This window comes from Arthrobacter sp. 05T47 (assembly GCF_056395825.1).
Map to the genome: position 1 here is coordinate 443,243 of NZ_JBFTKG010000001.1, position 17,558 is coordinate 460,800.

15 protein-coding genes are annotated in these 17,558 nt (G+C 64.2%); 3 read left to right on the top strand and 12 right to left on the bottom strand.

Features of this window, described 5'->3' with window-relative positions; all coding sequences use genetic code 11:
• Nucleotides 1-68 precede the first annotated feature (68 nt).
• Together AC1DEY_RS02005 and AC1DEY_RS02010 are read right to left on the bottom strand one after the other, a co-directional pair.
• Nucleotides 69-1,091, bottom strand: coding sequence for an LLM class flavin-dependent oxidoreductase (locus tag AC1DEY_RS02005; protein WP_476866550.1), 1,023 nt, complete (start codon nucleotides 1,089-1,091; stop codon nucleotides 69-71).
• 247 nt (nucleotides 1,092-1,338) lie between these two features.
• A complete protein-coding gene (locus AC1DEY_RS02010; RefSeq protein WP_476866551.1) occupies nucleotides 1,339-1,956 on the bottom strand; it encodes a DinB family protein in 618 nt (205 codons plus the stop codon).
• A 459-nt stretch (nucleotides 1,957-2,415) separates the two neighbouring features.
• Between AC1DEY_RS02010 and AC1DEY_RS02015 the strand changes: the two genes are divergently transcribed.
• Entirely contained in the window at nucleotides 2,416-2,841 is a 426-nt protein-coding gene (locus AC1DEY_RS02015; protein WP_476866552.1) for an acyl-CoA thioesterase, read from the top strand.
• Between the two features lie 357 nt (nucleotides 2,842-3,198).
• On the opposite strand, the gene AC1DEY_RS02020 is transcribed toward AC1DEY_RS02015, so the two are convergent.
• The 9 genes from AC1DEY_RS02020 to AC1DEY_RS02060 form a co-directional block, all read right to left on the bottom strand.
• Nucleotides 3,199-4,890, bottom strand: coding sequence for an AAA family ATPase (locus AC1DEY_RS02020; RefSeq protein ID WP_476866553.1), 1,692 nt, complete (start codon nucleotides 4,888-4,890; stop codon nucleotides 3,199-3,201).
• Between the two features lie 324 nt (nucleotides 4,891-5,214).
• Nucleotides 5,215-6,189: a class 1b ribonucleoside-diphosphate reductase subunit beta gene (gene nrdF / locus AC1DEY_RS02025; protein WP_223916933.1), complete on the bottom strand. Its 975-nt coding sequence runs from the start codon at nucleotides 6,187-6,189 to the stop codon at nucleotides 5,215-5,217.
• An 89-nt stretch (nucleotides 6,190-6,278) separates the two neighbouring features.
• Nucleotides 6,279-8,399: a class 1b ribonucleoside-diphosphate reductase subunit alpha gene (gene nrdE / locus AC1DEY_RS02030; protein ID WP_476866570.1), complete on the bottom strand. Its 2,121-nt coding sequence runs from the start codon at nucleotides 8,397-8,399 to the stop codon at nucleotides 6,279-6,281.
• A gap of 74 nt (nucleotides 8,400-8,473) precedes the next feature.
• A complete protein-coding gene (nrdI, locus tag AC1DEY_RS02035) occupies nucleotides 8,474-8,878 on the bottom strand; it encodes a class Ib ribonucleoside-diphosphate reductase assembly flavoprotein NrdI (protein ID WP_476866571.1) in 405 nt (134 codons plus the stop codon).
• Nucleotides 8,879-9,044: 166 nt separating this feature from the next.
• On the bottom strand, nucleotides 9,045-9,290 hold the full coding sequence (gene nrdH / locus AC1DEY_RS02040; protein WP_018773329.1) for a glutaredoxin-like protein NrdH: 246 nt from the start codon (nucleotides 9,288-9,290) through the stop codon (nucleotides 9,045-9,047).
• A gap of 455 nt (nucleotides 9,291-9,745) precedes the next feature.
• The gene (locus tag AC1DEY_RS02045; RefSeq protein ID WP_476866554.1) at nucleotides 9,746-10,984 is read right to left on the bottom strand and encodes a class I SAM-dependent methyltransferase; all 1,239 of its coding nucleotides are present in this window, start codon (nucleotides 10,982-10,984) and stop codon (nucleotides 9,746-9,748) included.
• Nucleotides 10,981-12,477, bottom strand: coding sequence for a class I SAM-dependent methyltransferase (locus tag AC1DEY_RS02050; protein WP_476866572.1), 1,497 nt, complete (start codon nucleotides 12,475-12,477; stop codon nucleotides 10,981-10,983). The genes AC1DEY_RS02045 and AC1DEY_RS02050 overlap by 4 nt, the downstream gene beginning before the upstream one ends.
• A gap of 2 nt (nucleotides 12,478-12,479) precedes the next feature.
• Nucleotides 12,480-13,244, bottom strand: coding sequence for a DUF1365 domain-containing protein (locus AC1DEY_RS02055; protein ID WP_476866555.1), 765 nt, complete (start codon nucleotides 13,242-13,244; stop codon nucleotides 12,480-12,482).
• Nucleotides 13,241-14,650: an NAD(P)/FAD-dependent oxidoreductase gene (locus AC1DEY_RS02060; RefSeq protein WP_476866556.1), complete on the bottom strand. Its 1,410-nt coding sequence runs from the start codon at nucleotides 14,648-14,650 to the stop codon at nucleotides 13,241-13,243. Before AC1DEY_RS02060 ends, AC1DEY_RS02055 begins: the two co-directional genes overlap by 4 nt.
• Nucleotides 14,651-14,862: 212 nt before the next feature.
• Here AC1DEY_RS02060 and AC1DEY_RS02065 point away from each other — a divergent pair, with 212 nt between their 5' ends.
• Nucleotides 14,863-15,783, top strand: a complete 921-nt coding sequence (locus AC1DEY_RS02065) for a LysR family transcriptional regulator (protein ID WP_476866557.1) — start codon at nucleotides 14,863-14,865, stop codon at nucleotides 15,781-15,783.
• A gap of 71 nt (nucleotides 15,784-15,854) precedes the next feature.
• Complete coding sequence (locus tag AC1DEY_RS02070) at nucleotides 15,855-16,076, top strand: hypothetical protein (RefSeq protein WP_476866558.1); 222 nt, start codon at nucleotides 15,855-15,857, stop codon at nucleotides 16,074-16,076.
• Here AC1DEY_RS02070 and AC1DEY_RS02075 read toward each other — a convergent pair.
• Nucleotides 16,073-17,467: an aldehyde dehydrogenase family protein gene (locus tag AC1DEY_RS02075; RefSeq protein ID WP_476866559.1), complete on the bottom strand. Its 1,395-nt coding sequence runs from the start codon at nucleotides 17,465-17,467 to the stop codon at nucleotides 16,073-16,075. The two genes, AC1DEY_RS02070 and AC1DEY_RS02075, sit on opposite strands and share 4 nt — an antisense overlap.
• Between the last annotated feature and the right edge of the window lie 91 nt (nucleotides 17,468-17,558).

Genomic DNA, 17,558 nt, shown 5'->3' on the forward strand with positions numbered 1-17,558 from the left:
GCCACCCATGCATTGGCCAACCAAGCCACTAATTGAGCAGTCGCCTAGGGGGAATCTGCCACCCTGGGTCAGCGCCAGCCGAGCTGCGGCGCCACATACTTCAGGATCGACTCGATGACGTGGGCGTTGTAGTCGACACCGAGCTGGTTCGGGACCGTGAGCAGTAGGGTGTCTGCCGCGGCGATCGCCTCGTCCTCGGCCAGCTTCGCGGCCAGCTCGTCCGGGGCACCCGCGTAGGACCGGCCAAAGACCGCGCGCGTTTTCTCGTCGATGTTGCCCACCTGGTCGGAGCTGTGGCGGTCGCGGCCGAAGTATTGCCAGTCGCGCTCGTCCGTCAGTGCGAAGATGCTGCGGCTGACCGAGACGCGCGGCTCCCGCCCGTGCCCCGCCTCCTTCCAGGCCTGCCGGTAGAGCTCGATCTGCTCGGCCTGCTGGACGTGGAAGGGCTTGCCGCTCTCGTCATCCTTGAGCGTGGAGCTCTGCAGGTTCATGCCAAGCTTCGCCGCCCAGATGGCCGTGGCGTTCGAGCCGGAACCCCACCAGATGCGCCCGCGCAGACCCTCCGAGTGCGGCTCCACGCGCAGCAGGCCGGGAGGGTTCGGGAACATCGGGCGCGGGCTCGGCGCCGCGAAGCCCACGCCAGTGAGCACCTCGAGCAGACGCTCGGTGTGCCTGCGGCCCATGTCGGCGTCCGACTCTCCCTCGGCGGGGGCGAAGCCGAAGTGACGCCACCCGTCGATGACCTGCTCGGGTGAACCCCTGCTGATGCCCAGCTGCAGCCGGCCGCCCGAGATTAGGTCGGCCGCGCCGGCATCCTCCGCCATGTAGAGCGGGTTCTCGTAGCGCATGTCGATCACGCCGGTACCGATCTCGATGCGGCTTGTCCGTGCCCCGATCGCCGCGAGCAGCGGGAACGGGGAGGCGTATTGCTGCGCGAAGTGGTGGACGCGGAAGTAGGCGCCGTCCGCCCCCAACTCCTCGGCCGCGACCGCGAGGTCGATCGCCTGCAACAGCGCGTCCGACGCGCTGCGCGTGCCGGACTCCGGGTGGTCGGTCCAATGGCCGAAGGACAGGAATCCGATGTTTTTCACACCACAAATAAACATGGTGGCGGGGGTTCTTATTCCCGCGGGGCCTCAGCCTCGCATCCCCCTCCCGCCGCATGGGCCGCCTCCGCCACGGCGGGAGATGCGACCCGTCCGCGGCCTCCCTTACGGCTCGCACAGGGGCAGTCAATCGTTCAGGGTCGCGGTTTCCTGGCGGAGGACGCGGGACACATGGAATTGCCTACTTCGTAAAGACCCCGCCAGCTGAGCTGCCCGCGGTGCGCGCTGGTCGCTACTGACTGTGGTGAACGTAGAGGTCGCGGAGCAGCGCGATCTCGGCTCCGTGGTGCAGGATCTCCTGGTTCTCCCACCACACGATCGACGGAAACGTCTCCTCGGCATCGCTGCCGTACGGGTAGCTGCTTAGCCCGGTCCGGTCATAGTCGGACTCATCCACACTGAGTAGTACCCGGCGCCAGTCGGCTGCGGCCTGACGGAACCTCTCGATCGCGCCGGCTGCATCTGGTCGTGATTCGTAAGTCGCTCGATCGAACGTTCGGTCGCCCCCGAGGTGGTTGGATCGGCCTAACAGCGTCTCGGAGATGTGGTCAAGCCGCCAGGCGATCGTCGTGAGGGGCGGAGGCCACGGACTTTCGGGGGCGCCGTCTCGCCCCCACTCACCCGCGCCGATGAGTTTGATGGCGCCCGGTCCGGGCCCATCGGCGCGCCTCCGTACCGACCAGCAAGCGGCGACGGGTTCCCAGAGGTACTCGGCGTCCGTCAGTACCGGTACGTCGACGTCGCTGTCATCACCCGAGTTGCTGGTGGGCCCGGCGAGGCGAGTGAGAAGTCGTTCCGTCGCCCAGTCGTACTGCTCCAGCAGTGGCTTGAGGCGCTGGTTGGTCATCATGGCATGTAGCCTATACTCCACGAGATGCCGTTAGGCGCCCTACACACGGTCGATGTTCGTCTTTGGGGCATCTGCTGGCTGTCCACGATCAAGTGCCCGCCAAGGGATCCGCTTGCGTGCGTCGGCCATAAAGCGCTGCGGAAACCACGCCTTTCACCGCTGCGATCCACAGGGTCCTTTTCCGGCTTCCGCAACACGATTGGGCGCGGGTCTAGACACGATGCAACGTCGGGCTGCAGCATCGTCCCGTTAGTGGGATCGCCTGAGTGTCCGGAGGGTTTGGCGCCTCTTCCTCACAATGTCGTCAGGGGCTACTGTTGCGAGTTGTCTTGTTGAGAAAATGGGGTGCTCATGGACGGCGGCGTGACCGCTTGATGGCTCACCAGCTCGGTAATGGCTGGCGGATTGGCTCGCTTGCTCGTTCGGCGAGCAATAATATTGCAAGCGAAGGGGCGCTGAATGGCGAAGGTACCGATCGTTTATAAGAGCACGCACAGGGTCAAGTTCTCCGAGCTCGACCCCTACAACCACGTGAGCACGGGGATATACGCGACCTATTACGCAGATCACCGGATGGAGGGCCTGCGGGACTATGTTGGTTGGGATCTGGAGACCCTGGGCACGTTGCCATTCATGGTCTGGGTCCGGAGGATGGAGATCGACTTTCTGCGGCCTGCTCGGGGCGATCAGGAGATCACCATCACGTCGTTCGTGCGCGAGTTCCGCGGGCCCGATGCGCTTATCGAGTGCGCCATGGTCGATTCCCGCGGAAATAACGTGTCGCGCTGCGTCATGACCGTTGCCCACGTCGACAAGGAAACGAGTCGCGCGTCGGACTGGCCGGCCGATGTCATGGCGCTGTTCTTCGAAAAAGAAGCCTCGTGAGCGCCGCCGCCATCGCACCTGCAAGGAAGTGGAACACCCAAGCACGCCCCTTCGAAAAATAGCGACACACCCCGATTTTTCGTGTGACTGTAGGTTGCGAATGGCGGTTAAATTCACGGGTCGGAATAGCGGTTTTGGTGTCCCACCGTCCGCATGACATCGCCCGTTGTCTGCATCGAACCGCTCGGCTAGGGTGCCGAATGCCTGCACTCCTACAGCTCCTCTGAACCCAACTCCCTGCGCGGTCAGCTGATGATTGATGACCAGCAAACCCGTGTCCCGGCCCGCGTGCCTCGCCCATGATCAGTACCCCGAGACTAACGATTCCGCGCCCGACACCCAACTATTGGTAGTGGACTAGACCGCAAACAGTGACGCAAGCGATTCAGATCGGACCTGCTCCGAGACCGGCAGTAAATGAATCGGTCTTTTTAGCTCGTTCTGCATAAGTGCCTTCATTTGATTGAGGGTGATCTTTCCGTGGCGGAACCTGATGGTGTCATTTTCGTAGTCCTTCGAGCATTCACGAGCAATATTGCCGTAATTTACCTCTCCGCCCCCTGTCTTATTTCGATGACGAAGCGCGGCTGCGACGCGCGAATTGTTCAACTTTTCAATTGACTTATCTGCTGTTGAAAGAGTTGCATCTTCGATGAGTTCAGTGGCACGCTCTAAGGTAAGCTCAGGGATAATGTCGCTCCAATAAGCAGCATTCAGGAAATGACTCTCAGTGTCGGTGCCCGTCGTCACGAATGCGTGGAGGCCCTGGGATTCCAGAGAGGTCACGAGTTCATGAACATCTGTATCTTGCAGATAATCACGGTCTCTGTGGACCATAACCTGAGTTCCTGGAGCATGCTCCCGGATGAAGTTCCCCAACACCAGCGCAGCCTCAATTTTTGTGCAACCCTGGTAGGACCAAACGTCATATTTATCCGCCTCAAGGCCTGACGATTCTATGAGCGTCCTCAGGAGTTCAGGCTTCTTGTCTTCAGTTAGGATGATCCATGGCGTCTGCCCGTTGCGCAACCGGTCACTCGCATCCAAGGCCCCCAGCCCCAGGAGTATGTCAACGCGATCAAAGCTCTCTTCTTGTGCATTTCCCGCATCAATCCATCGGATTTCTGCATCAAGCGTCTCTAGTTCGTCCAAGAAATGCCTCGAATGTGTTGAAACGAGAACTTGAAAATCATAGTCGACCGCGAGCTCGCACAGAAGTTGAGCGAGTTTTCTTTGGTTGTCGGGATGAAGATGCGAGTCCGGTTCATCTAACAGTAGAAGTTTGGGGCTATATACCCCGATATACGCAAGAATCTGAATCGCCTGAAGTACACCGGTGCCAGATGAATCTATCGGCAGATGAACACCATTACGCACGGCAGACGCGGATATGACTTCATCCGTGGCGTTGTCAAACCGCATATCGATACTGAGTCCGGGAAAGAGTCTTTGGAGTCGAATGCTGAATTGCTTCCAGGCTGTTGCGTCCTGCCTGAGAGTCCAAAGGATATTTCGAAAGACGCCGTTTGCGTCACCCTTGGCTGCAGCTCGACGAACAAGACCTTGAGATTTCAATTCTTCGTATGCGGGAATTCCTGCCAACCCCGGCGCAAGGACGCTAAAAGGCACAGTGAGAGGTTCAAGCTTTAGCCCTAGACGTTTCCCTGCGATTGAAACGTTTATATTCTTGTTCTTGCCTCGCCTAACTTCTGTGGTTACTAGTCCATACGTGTCGTCTCTCAGGCTGATAACAATGGCAGAGGTTGCTGTCTGCTTTAGCCGGCCACCCTGCGCTAGAGCGTGGACATCGCGCATCGGTGAGTACACCAATTGCTCCGCGGCAAGAGTGCCCGAAATGGTATCGTCCCACTTCCATCTCGAAACTCCATCCAACTTGAGGCTTTGCGCAACGGAAGTGCTAAATTGCAGGGCTTGGAGAATTGAACTCTTTCCTGCATTATTGGAGCCCACTAAGGCAGTAACCCGTCCAAGGTCTAGCTGCAATCCTGTTAGGTTTTTAAACCTCTGGATGTGAACATTCTGGATCATTGTTCAAGACTCGATTCATCGCGGAGCTCCGTGATGTTAGTTGTTATATACAGTGACTGGCGGTCGCTGGCCACACCGAAGCAAATACACCATCGACGAGGAACTCACGCCGCACCTTTGATGTCGAAAGCGATCAGACGTCCCCGATTCCCAAACTGGGTGGCAAGAGTTTGGCCCCGCCCATTCCGGCGAGGCCAAACACCACAGCAACGTCAGAGTTTACTCCAAGTACTTTGGAAACGTTGCTCCTGCGAAGAAAGGTTAACTGAGTTCCAATTTCGCCAATTCGCGTGAAACTTCACCTTTCGGAGTGATGATAACTAATTAAAAATCCCAGTCGTCATCCTCAGTGTTGACAGCCTTGCCAATCACGTAAGACGAACCCGACCCCGAGAAGAAGTCGTGGTTCTCGTCAGCGTTCGGCGACAGGGCCGACAGGATCGCCGGGTTCACGTCTGTCACGGAGGCCGGGAACATGGCCTCGTAGCCCAGGTTCATGAGGGCCTTGTTGGCGTTGTAGTGCAGGAACTTCTTGACGTCCTCGGCCAGGCCGACGGAGTCGTAGAGGTCGTGCGTGTACTGGACCTCGTTCTCGTACAGCTCGAAGAGCAGCTCGAACGTGTAGTCCTTGATTTCCTGCCGGCGCTCCTCGGAGACCTTTTCCAGGCCCTTCTGGAACTTGTAGCCGATGTAGTAGCCGTGCACGGCCTCGTCGCGGATGATCAGGCGGATCAGGTCGGCCGTGTTCGTCAGCTTGGCGCGCGAGGACCAGTACATCGGCAGGTAGAAGCCGGAGTAGAACAGGAAGCTCTCCAGCAGCGTCGAGGCCACCTTGCGCTTGAGGGGGTCGTCGCCCTGGTAGTAGTCCATGACGATCTGGGCCTTCTTCTGAAGGTTCTCGTTCTCGGTGGACCAGCGGAACGCCTCGTCGATCTCCTTGGTGGAGGCCAGCGTGGAGAAGATGGAGGAGTAGCTCTTGGCGTGCACGGACTCCATGAACGCGATGTTCGTGTACACGGCCTCTTCGTGCGGGGTGAGCGCGTCAGGGATCAGCGAGACGGCGCCCACGGTGCCCTGGATGGTGTCCAGCAGGGTCAGGCCGGTGAACACGCGCATGGTGAGCTGCTGCTCGTCCGGGGTCAGCGTCGCCCACGACTGCACGTCGTTGGACAGAGGCACCTTCTCCGGCAGCCAGAAGTTGTTGACCAGGCGGTTCCAGACATCCACGTCCTTGTCGTCCTGGATTCGGTTCCAGTTGATCGCCTCGACGTGGCTAAGCAGCTTGACCTTTTCGGTCATGTCATCCCCTAAATGTTGGGTTAGTTCTTAGTTAAAGCGTACGACGGCGGGCGGGCGCCCGCCGTCGTACTGTCACGATTTAGTTGAAGCTACAGCATGCAGCTGACACAGCCCTCCACTTCCGTCCCTTCCAGCGCGAGCTGGCGGAGGCGGATGTAGTAGATGGTCTTGATGCCCTTCTTCCAGGCGTAGATCTGGGCCTTGTTGATGTCACGCGTGGTGGCGGTGTCCTTGAAGAACAGCGTCAGGGACAGGCCCTGGTCCACGTGCTGCGTGGCGGCGGCGTAGGTGTCGATGACCTTCTCGTAGCCGATCTCGTACGCGTCCTGGTAGTACTCCAGGTTGTCGTTCGTCAGGTACGGCGCCGGGTAGTACACGCGGCCCAGCTTGCCTTCCTTGCGGATCTCGATCTTGGACGCCACCGGGTGGATCGAGGAGGTGGAGTTGTTGATGTAGGAGATCGAGCCCGTGGGCGGGACGGCCTGCAGGTTCTGGTTGTAAATGCCATGCTCCATGACGGAGGCCTTCAGCTCGCGCCAGTCATCCTGCGTGGGGATGTGGATGTTCTTGAACAGCTCCGCGACCTTCTCGGTCTGTGGGACCCATTCCTGCTCGGTGTACTTGTCGAAGAACTCGCCGGTGGCGTACTTGGACTTCTCGAAGCCACCGAAGGTCTGGCCGGTCTGGATGGACAGCAGGTTGGAGGCGCGGACCGCGTGGTACACCACCGAGTAGAAGTAGATGTTGGTGAAGTCCAGGCCCTCTTCGGAGCCATAGTGGACCCGCTCGCGGGCCAGGTAGCCGTGCAGGTTCATCTGACCGAGGCCAATCGCGTGGCTCTGGTCGTTACCGCGGGCAATCGAAGGCACCGAGGTGATGTTGGACATGTCCGAGACGGCCGAGAGGGACCGGATGGCCGTCTCGATGGTCAGGCCGAAGTCCGGCGAGTCCATGGTCTTGGCGATGTTCAGCGAGCCCAGGTTGCAGGAGATGTCCTTGCCGGTCTGGTCGTAGGACAGGTCATCGTGGTACGTCGTGGGCTGGGAGACCTGGAGGATCTCCGAGCACAGGTTGGACATGATGATCTTGCCGTCGATCGGGTTTTCCCGGTTCACGGTGTCCTCGAACATGATGTACGGGTAGCCGGACTCGAACTGGATCTCGGCGAGGGTCTGGAAGAACTCGCGCGCCTTGATCTTGGTCTTCTTGATCCGGGAATCGTCCACCATCTCGTAGTACTTCTCGGTGACCGAGACGTCGGAGAACGGCATGCCGTAGACCTTTTCGACGTCGTACGGGGAGAACAGGTACATGTCCTCGTCCCGCTTGGCCAGCTCGAAGGTGATGTCCGGGATGACGACGCCGAGCGAGAGGGTCTTGATGCGGATCTTCTCGTCCGCGTTCTCGCGCTTGGTGTCCAGGAAGCGGTAGATGTCCGGGTGGTGCGCGTGCAAGTAGACGGCACCGGCGCCCTGGCGGGCACCGAGCTGGTTGGCGTAGGAGAAGCTGTCCTCGAGGAGCTTCATCACGGGGATGACGCCGGAGGACTGGTTCTCGATCTGCTTGATCGGCGCGCCGACCTCGCGGATGTTGGTCAGCGCGAAGGCCACGCCGCCGCCGCGCTTGGAGAGCTGCAGGGCGGAGTTGATGGACCGGCCGATCGACTCCATGTTGTCTTCGATGCGGAGCAGGAAGCAGGAGACCAGCTCGCCGCGCTGCTTCTTGCCGGCGTTCAGGAACGTCGGGGTGGCCGGCTGGAAGCGGCCCTCGATGATCTCGTCCACCATCTGGGTGGCGAGCTTCTCGTCGCCGCGGGCCAGGTGCAGGGCCACCATGCAGACGCGGTCCTCATAACGCTCCAGGAAGCGCTTTCCGTCGAACGTCTTCAGCGTGTAGGAGGTGTAGAACTTGAACGCGCCCAGGAAGGTCTCGAAGCGGAACTTCTTCTTGTACGCGCGGTTGTAGAGCTCGCGGATGAAGTTCATCGTGTACTGGTCGAGGGTTTCGCGCTCGTAGTACTCGTTCTTGACGAGGTAGTCGAGCTTCTCCTCGAGGTCGTGGAAGAACACGGTGTTGTTGTTCACGTGCTGCAGGAAGTACTGGTGCGCGGCCTCGCGGTCGGCCTCGAACTGGATCTCTCCGTTGGGGCCGTAGAGGTTCAGCATGGCGTTGAGCTCGTGGTAGCCCAGGCCCTTATAGGCGGCCGGCATCTCGTGCTTTTCCTGCTTCTCGACGGCGGTGCCGGCGGCGGTGGCGGTGCCGGCGGGCAGGCCTGCGCCCTTAGTTACTTCTGTGTCTGCGACAGTCGTGTCCAAAACTCTTCCAATCCTTGTTGTACGCGGTTGACGTCTTCCGGCGTCCCCATGAGTTCGAAGCGATATAGGTGCGGGACCTTGCACTTGGCGGCGATGATGTCCCCGGCCATGCAGTAGTTGTCCCCGAAATTGGTGTTTCCTGCGCCGATCACTCCGCGGATCAGCTTCCGGTTGCCCGGGTCGTTCAAAAACCTGATGACCTGCTTTGGAACAGATCCCTCTCCCCCGGTGCCGCCGTAGGTCGGCACCACCAGCACGTACGGCTCCCCGGCCACCAGCGGAGCGTCCCTGGCGTAGAGGGGGATCCTGGCGGCGTCGACGCCCAGCTTCGCAACGAAGCGTGCAGTGTTTTCGGAGGTGGAGGAAAAGTAGATGAGGCGGCAGTGGGTTAGCTCGGGAACTGCTGTGCTGACCGCTTCCCCGCTGTCAGCCGTAGCGGCTACCCGATCTTCAGTTGTTACAACCACGGTGGTCACCTCATCTACCGTGAAAATCTTGCCTGGTAGCGGCGTCCCGGAACGTTTCAGGCTTTAGGGCGTTTCAGGCTACAGCGACGGCGGCAGCCTGCGCCAGTTCTTCGATCTTGTCCGGGCGGAAACCAGACCAGTGATCCTGGTCGGTGACGACGACGGGGGCCTGCATGTAGCCCAGGGACTTCAGGCGCTCAAGGGCCTCGGCATCCTGGGAAATGTCGACGCTCTGGTAGGCGATGCCCTTCTTGTCCAGCGCGCGGTAGGTCGCGTTGCACTGAACGCAGGCCGGCTTCGTGTAAACCGTAACGGTCATGGTCCTGTCCCCTTTGTTGAAGTCTTCTGTGGAGCGCTGTCCCGGCTCCGGTTGTCCCGCGCTAATGCTCTGCTGGAACTGTATGTCGATACTACATGTAGTGCAAGAGCCTCACGCGGACCCCAAGATGATGTATTACAAGTATGTCATTTAACCCACCGTTAATCCACAGGAGGGGGTCCTCCAAATGTCCGGATTTCCGCCATTTTGGCGGACGAAATCCACACCCTGTGGAGTAGTTAGCCACATTAATCGCCCCCGCGTGTCGCACCGCAGACGGCGTGTCGCGCCCGATTGCGGGGAGGCGAAACGGTGGCGCCGGCCACTACATGTGGTGTCCGGGCACACGAAAGAGGCGGGCACCGTGGTGCCCGCCTCAGTGAATCGTGATTGTTCTTACAGCCGGTGTTCCATTTGCTCCGTGACCGGTGCCACGGCATGCCGAACCGGGGGACTTAGCTGAGCTGCTCCGGGCGGCTGCAGAGGATCTGGTCCACGCCCATCCGGGCCTCGGCGAAGCTGCGCAGCGCACCCACGAGGTACAGCCGCCAGACCCGGGCGATTTCCACACCCATCATGGCCACGGCGGCGTCGTGGTTCTGCTCGAACCTCTCGTACCAGGCCTCCAGCGTGCGCACGTAGTCGCGGCGCATGCCCTGCACGCCCTCGACCTCGAACCCGGCATCCTCGAGGAAGCCCAGCGTCTCCCCCACCGGGCGCATGTGCATGTCCGGCGCAATGAAGGATTCAATGAACGGGCCGCCGCCGGGGTGCTTGCCCTGCCGTGACATCTGCTGGACCAGGACCCGGCCGCCGGGGCTGACGTTGCCGAACAGGGCAGCCGTGTAGACGGGGTAGTTGCGCTGGCCGACGTGCTCGCCCATTTCCAGGGAGGCGACGGCGTCGAAGGGGCCGTCCGGGATCTCGCGGTAATCCTGGACCCGGATCTCGACGTGCCCTTCCAGCCCCCGCTCCGTGATGCGGGCGTCGATGAACGCCTTCTGCTCCACGGAGAGGGTGACGCCGACGACGTCGACGCCGTAGTACTGTGCCGCGTGCAGGCTCAGCGAGCCCCAGCCGCAGCCGACGTCGAGCATCCGCATCCCCGGCGCCAGACCGATCTTGCGGCACACGAGGTCCAGCTTGTCCCGTTGCGCGTCCTGGAGCCCGTACCCGGGTGCGGAATCGGTCCAGTACCCGCTGGAGTAGGCCATTTGCGGGTCCAGGATCAGGGCGTAGAAGTCGTTGCTGAGGTCATAGTGGTGGCTGATGGCCGCCCGGTCCCGGAGCAGGCTGTTCACCCGGCCCCGGACCCGTGCCTGGCTGGCCGGCGGCTGGGGCGGGGTGCCCAGGGCGCCCGCGGACGTGGCGATCCGGGCGACGCCGGCCAGCAGGGCCGGCGTCGGGCGGATGCCGGAGAGGCCCCGGTCGCGGGCCACCTTCCACAGGTGCTCCAGCGCGGAGTTGAGGTCGCCGTCGACGTCGAGTTCACCGGTGACGTAGGCCTGGGCGGCACCCAGCTCCCCCGGCGCCCACAGCAGGCGGCGGATGGCGTCCGGCGAGTTCAGCCGGACCACCGGCGCGCCGGACGGGCCTGCCTCGCTGCCGTCCCAGACGACGAGCCGGACGGGCAGTTCCCCGCCCACTAGCGGTCGCAGGGCCTCGGCAATGGTGTCCGCGAGCTGCGCCGTCATGCGGCGGCGCCCTTCTTGCCGGCGGCGGCCTTGCCGGCGGCGCTCTTCGTGGAAGCGTGGTCGAGCACGATCTGCTGCACGTCGAGGTAGCCCGTCTCGAAGCCGGCCCGGGAGTAGCACAGGTAGAACAGCCACATCCGCTGGAAGACGGCGTCGAAGCCCATGGCCCCGACCTCGTCCGCGCGGGCCATGAACCGTTCCTCCCAGAGCCGCAGGGTCTGGGCATAGTGTTCGCCCATGGCGAGGCGTTCGCGGACCCGCAGTCCGGTCTGCTTCTCGGTGATTTCCTCGATGGCGCGGACGGACGGAATGACTCCGCCGGGGAAGATGTACTTGTGCACCCAGGTGTAGCTGGTGCGGGTGGCCATGAGCCGGTCGTGGGCGATCGTGATGGCCTGGATGGCCACCTTGCCGCCCGGGGCCAGGACCCGCTCGATGGTCTGGAAGTAAGTGGCCCAGTACTGGAAACCGACGGCCTCGATCATTTCGACCGAGACGACGGCGTCGTACTCGCCCTCCACGGCGCGGTAGTCCTTGAGCTCGATGGTGACGGCGTCGGCGTAGCCGGCCTCGGCCACGCGCTGGCGGGCCAGTTCCTGCTGTTCGCTGGAGAGCGTGACGGAGTAGACCGTGGCGCCGCGGGCGGCGGCGCGCAGGGCGAGCTCGCCCCAGCCGGTGCCGATTTCCAGGACGCGGGTGCCTTCCTTCACGCCGGCCTTGTCCAGCAGGCGGTCGATCTTGGCCTGCTGCGCGGTGGCCAGCCCGTCCCAGGTCACGTTCCGCAGGGCGTCGCCGCGTTCCGGGAAGAGGGCGCTGGAGTACGTCATGGTGCTGTCCAGGAAGGAGGCGAAGAGCTCGTTGGAGAGGTCATAGTGCCGGGAGATGTTGGAGCGGGTGTTCTTTTCGGTGTTCCGTTCCCGGCGCGGCTGGTGCGGCAGGTACAGTCCGCGCAGCTTCTGCAGCGGCTCGGGCACGAGCGTGCCGACCCGTGCGGCGAAGACCTCCATCACGGCGGTGAGGTCATCGGCATCCCAGTCGCCGGCCATGAAGGACTCGCCCAGGCCGATCAGGCCGCCGTCACCGAGCCGGGCGGCGAAGGCCTCCGGCCGGTTGATGGTCATGACGGGGTAGACGGTGCCGGCGGGTGCGTCGCCCGAGGCGGCCCCACCCGAGGCTGCCCCACCCGAAGCTGCCTTGCCCGAAGCTGCCCTGCCCAATACGGTGCCGTCCGGGTAACGGACCGCCAGCGGCAGGCTGCGAACGGCCGCCCTGAAAATGGCGTCAGCGGCGCGTCCGGCCACCCGGGCCTTCAGGCTCGAGGGTACGGTCGCGATGCTGGGCCAGATGGCGGCGTCGATGGTGGCGGGCGGCTGGGGAACGGTGTACGGCACCCCACTGTTTACGACACTGCTATTTACGGCCCGGCCGGTGACGGCGCTGTTGCGCGTGGTGCCCTGTGCCCGTCCCGTACCGGATCCGGTCGCTTCGGTCATTGTCACTGAACTGCCTCCTGTGAAGGGTGGTGTGGTTTCTTGATGATCGGAAGGCGGCGCGCCCACAGTCTGATGCCCTGCCAGCGGATTTGCGCCGCGACGCGCAGTGGGGCCAACGGAACGGCGAGCGCCGCGGACAGGATGTTCCGCACGGTGGCGTCGCGGCGGATGCCGTCCATGGTGGCGATGAAGGGCTGGTGGCCCTCCCGTTCCAGGACGATCGAGACGGCGAGCCGTTCGCCCGGTTCGGGCAGCTTCATCCGGTATTCGCCGTCGACGTCGTTGAACGGCGAGACGTAGAAGGCTTTCGGGACGCTCGCCCGGCCTGCTCCGTCGGTTTCGAGCAGGTAGCAGTGCCGCTCCCCGTAGGTGTTGTGGACCTCGACGACGACGCAGCGGAGCTCGCCGGTGCCGTCATGGCACCAGAACACGCTCAGCGGGTTGAACACATGGCCGAAGACCCGGGCGCTGGCGAGCATCGTGATGCGGCCGCCGTCGAGCCCGGTCCCCTGGTCGGGACCGATCCCCTGGGTGGCGAGGTAGCGTTCGACGTTGCCGCGCAGGGTGCCGCCCGGGTCGCCGAGGTGGTCCTCCACCCGGAAGCCGGCCAGCGGCCGGAGCACGCGCGGCAGCTGCGGCAGGTGGTCGACGTCGACGTACCAGCTGTAGCTGCGGTACGTGAAGGCGTTGCGCAGCGGGGTGCGCCGCACGTGCGAAATGGCGGTGCGGTAGATCGCGGTGCGGTGGCTGGAGTCCTGGGCACTCATGGCGCCTCCGCCGTGCTGAATTTACCAGCGGCCGGCTGGAGGTCCGGGTCCACGGCAACAGTGCCGATGTTGACCGGCAGCTGGTCCCAGTCCCGGCCCAGCCTGGCGGCGGCTTTGAGGCCGGACAGGGCGCCGTCCTCATGGAATCCCCAGCCGTGGTAGGCGCCGGCGAAGGCCAGCCGATCGTCGCCGAGCCCCAGGATCTGTTCCTGGGCCTTGAGCGAGTCCGGGGTGTACTGCGGGTGCTCATAGACCATCCGGTCCAGGACCGTGGCGTCATCGATCAGCTCGGATTCGCCGAGGCTCACGATGTACCGGCCGCCGTCCACCGGCTGCAGCCGCTGCAGCCGGGTCATGTCGTAGCTGACCAGGACCTTGTCCGGCCGGGCGTGGCAGGAGGGCAGTCGGTAGTTCCAGGAGGCCTGGGCGTTGGGGCTCGCCGGCAGCACAGCCTGGTCGCGGTGGAAGACGGTCTGGTTCACCGAGTACGGCATGCCGCGAAGGGCGTCGCTCTCGGCGGCCGTGGCGTCGGTCAGCATGCGCAGGGCCTGGGCCGGGTGGGTGGCGATGACGACGGCGTCAAATTTCTCGCGCACGGTTCCGCTGCCCGGCGCGGAGGTGACCTCGACGCCGTCGGCGTGCCGGTGCACGGCGGTGACAGGGCTGGCGAGCCGGATGTCCGGCAGGGTCGCGGCGACTTTGTCGACGTAGCTGCGCGAGCCGCCGGTGACCGTCCGCCACTGCGGGGAGCCTTTGACGCCGAGCAGGCCGTGGTGGCCCAGGAACGTGAAGAGGTAGCGGGCCGGATAGGCCAGCGCGGTGGTGGGGTCGCAGGACCAGACGGCGCTGACCACGGGGGTCATGAAGTGCGAGACGAAGTAGCCGCTGAACTTCTCCCGGGCCAGGAACTCCCCCAGGGTGAGTTCGGTGCCGGTGCCTGCTTCCGTGCCGCTGGGGCGTTCCGCCAGCAGCGCGCGGGCCCGGCGGTGGAACCGGGTGATTTCCAGCAGCATCCGCAGGTAGCGGCCGCGCAGCAGGGTGGACGGGCGGGGAATGATGCCGCTCGCCTTGGGCCGGGCGCCGGCGTATTCCAGGCCGCAACCGTCGCACCGGACGGACATGCTCATTTCTGAGTCCTGGGTCTGGACGCCCAACTCGGCGAACAGGCGCAGGAGCGTGGGGTAGGTCCGCTCGTTGTGGACGATGAAACCGGTGTCCACGCCCAGGGTGGGCCCGTCCTGCTGTGGGACATCGTGGGTGTGGGCGTGGCCGCCGAGCCGCGAGTCCGCCTCGAAGAGGGTCACCCGGTCCTGCCCGTTCAGCACGTACGCGGCCGTCAGCCCCGCCACGCCGCTGCCGATGACGGCGACCCGCCGGCCTGCCGGAATCCCTGCTGCTTGCGACACTGGTCTGCTCCTGTTGTTTAGCCCGACTTGTTTAGCCCGACATGTTCCCTGGTCCGAAACCTCTTATGGACAATTCGTCGCCGCCGCGCGGCCGGATGTGTCTGACTTTGGCAATCTTTTGGCTTCGGCTGGCCAGCGGGTAGTGCCGGATAGAATGAAGCGGGAATTCCGGTCCCGCCTCCGCGGACCCGCTACCAGGCGAAGGGCAGCCCTTGATCAACCCCGTCCATCTGCGGACCCTCGTGGAAGTGATCCGGCTCGGATCGTTTGCCGCCGCCGCTACCCGGCTCGGCTACACGGCCTCGGCCGTCTCCCAGCAAATGTCGGCGCTGGAGCGCGACACCGGCGTCACGTTGTTCCAGCGGGCCGCGCGCAGCATCCAGCCGACGGAAGCCGCCGTCGTCATGACCCGGCACGCCGCCAAGGTGCTCACCGATATTGAGACGCTCATGGCCGCCGCCTCGCGGGCGCAGGAAAGCCCCAGCCAGGAGCTGCGGCTGGGCATTTTCCCGAGCCTGGCCACTTATGTGCTGCCGCCGATCCTGCAGAACCCGGCCTGGAAGAAGCTCGGCATCGACCTGCGGGTCTCGGTCGCGGAACCGGCCCAGACCATCCAGGGGCTGCGGACCGGCGGGGAACTCGACGTCGCCCTGGTGTACCAGGTGGGCCAGTCCGGCCTCGCCTGGCCGCACACGGTGGACCGGCAGTGGATCGGCGACGACGACTTCCGGGTGGTGCTTCCGGCGGCCTGGGGCATCGGCACCGAATCCAAGGTGGCCGCCTCCCATCTCTCGGACATGCCCTGGATCCTGCACCACCCGGGCACCTCCGACGCCACGGTGATCGAGCGTCTCTTCGCGAGCTGCAATCTGCACCCCCGCGTGGTGGCGTACAGCGATGACTTCCACGCCAGCCTGGAGATGGCGGCCGCGGGGCTCGGCGCCGCCCTGGTCCCCGAGCTCGCGCTGCGGCACCGCCCTGCCGGCGTGGTGGTCCTGGATGTGCCGGAGATCCGGCTGGCTCGGAACGTTTTCGCCCTGCTGCTCAACGAGAAGCGGACCGCCCAGGTGCAGCTGTTCGTGGAACTGCTGGCCGAAACCATGCACAAGCTCGGGACAACACGGAAGGACTGAGGCGGAAGGACTGAGCCGGACGACGACGGCAGGGGTTCCCCTGGCGGGGCCGATCCACAAGGATGGGGTCCATGAGCAAAACCTATTCAGCGTCCCGTCCCGTCTCCGCCGACACCCCGGAGGACGTGGCCGCGGCCGTCCGGGCCGCCACCGAGGAACTCCGGGACACCCTGCAGCGCCAGGGTATCGAATCGAGCTTCGAGGACATCGCCCTGCTGGGCCACTCCGAGTCCTTTGACAACGAGGGGCAGCGCTGGGTCCACGTCGAGTGGGACGGTCCGGAGGCCGGCTAGGGTCGGCGCCGCTTCCCGACGGGCGCGATCAGGGTGCTGATGAGCCGGTGCTTGGCCCGCGTGTACGGCGGGTAGATCAGTTCCAGCGTGTCCGGCCACAACGGTTTGTCCAGGGTGGGACGCTCATGCGAAAACGTCCGCACCGAATGCTCCCCGTGGTAGGCGCCCAGGCCGCTGCCGCCGACTCCGCCGAAGGGAAGGCCCGGGACGGACAGGTGGGCCGCTGGAACGTCGAAGCATAAGGCCCCGGAGGAGGTCCGGTCGGCGAAGGCCCGGCGCGTCCGTTGATCCTTGCTGAAGACGTAAAGGGCCAGCGGTTTGGCACGGCCGTTGACGTACCCGATTGCCTCCTCGAGCCCGGCCACCGGCACCAGCGGCAGCAGCGGACCGAAGATTTCTTCGGCCATGACGGCGTCGCCGGGCGCCGGACGGAGCAGGGTCGGCGCAAAGTAGCGGCTGGCGGCGTCGCGCTGTCCGCCGTGCACCACCGTGCTCCCGTCCGCCAGCGCAGCGATCCGGGCGAAGTGGCGGTCATCGACAATCCGGCCGTAGGACGGGCTCGCCGCCGGATCCGGTCCGAAGAGTGCAGCGACGGCCTTGATCAGTTCGGCCTGCAGCGGCTCCAGGACATCCTCCCGGGCCAGGACAAAGTCCGGGGCCACGCAGGTTTGCCCGGCGTTCATGAACCGGCCCCAGGCGATCCGCTTGGCCGCCGCGGCCAGGTCCGTGGACGCATCGACGTAGGCCGGGGACTTGCCGCCGAGCTCCAAGGTCACGGGGGTCAGGTGCTCGGCCGCGGCGCGCATCACCACCTTGGCCGCGGTCTCTCCCCCGGTGAAGAAGATGTGGTCGAAGCGTTCGGCCAGCAGCGCCGAAGTCTCCGGGATGCCGCCCTCCACCACTTCGGCGGCGCCGGGGAGGTATTCGGGAATCCACCGGGCCAGCGCGGCCGAGGTGGCCGGGGCGTGTTCGCTTGGCTTGAGCACCACGGTGTTCCCGGCCGCCAGGGCGCCGGCCAGCGGGGCGAGCAGCAGCTGCACCGGGTAATTCCATGGCCCGATCACCAGCACCACTCCCAGCGGGGTGAGCTCTGTCCAGGCCCGGGCCGGCTGCACCGTAAGGGGCACCGGCACGCGGCGGGGCCGCAGCCACTCTTCGAGGTGCCGCTCCATGTTGGCCGCCTCCGCGTCGACAAACCCGATCTCAGCCAGCTGCGCCTCGGTGTGGTGCTTGCCGAGGTCGAGCGCCAGGGCCTCGGCGAAGGCCGCCTGCTGTTCCGCAAGCATGCGCCGCAGGCCGCGCAATCGATCCAGCCGCCAGGTCAGCGGACGTGTGGACCCGGCGTCGAACACGGCCCGGGCACGGAGAACGGGTGAGGTTACATGCTGCATCCGATCAATGTACAGTCACACCGCACCCGGCCGGTCTGGAAGCGGATAAAACCTTTCCAACGCTGGAATGGTCCGGTTTTCAGGACTATGT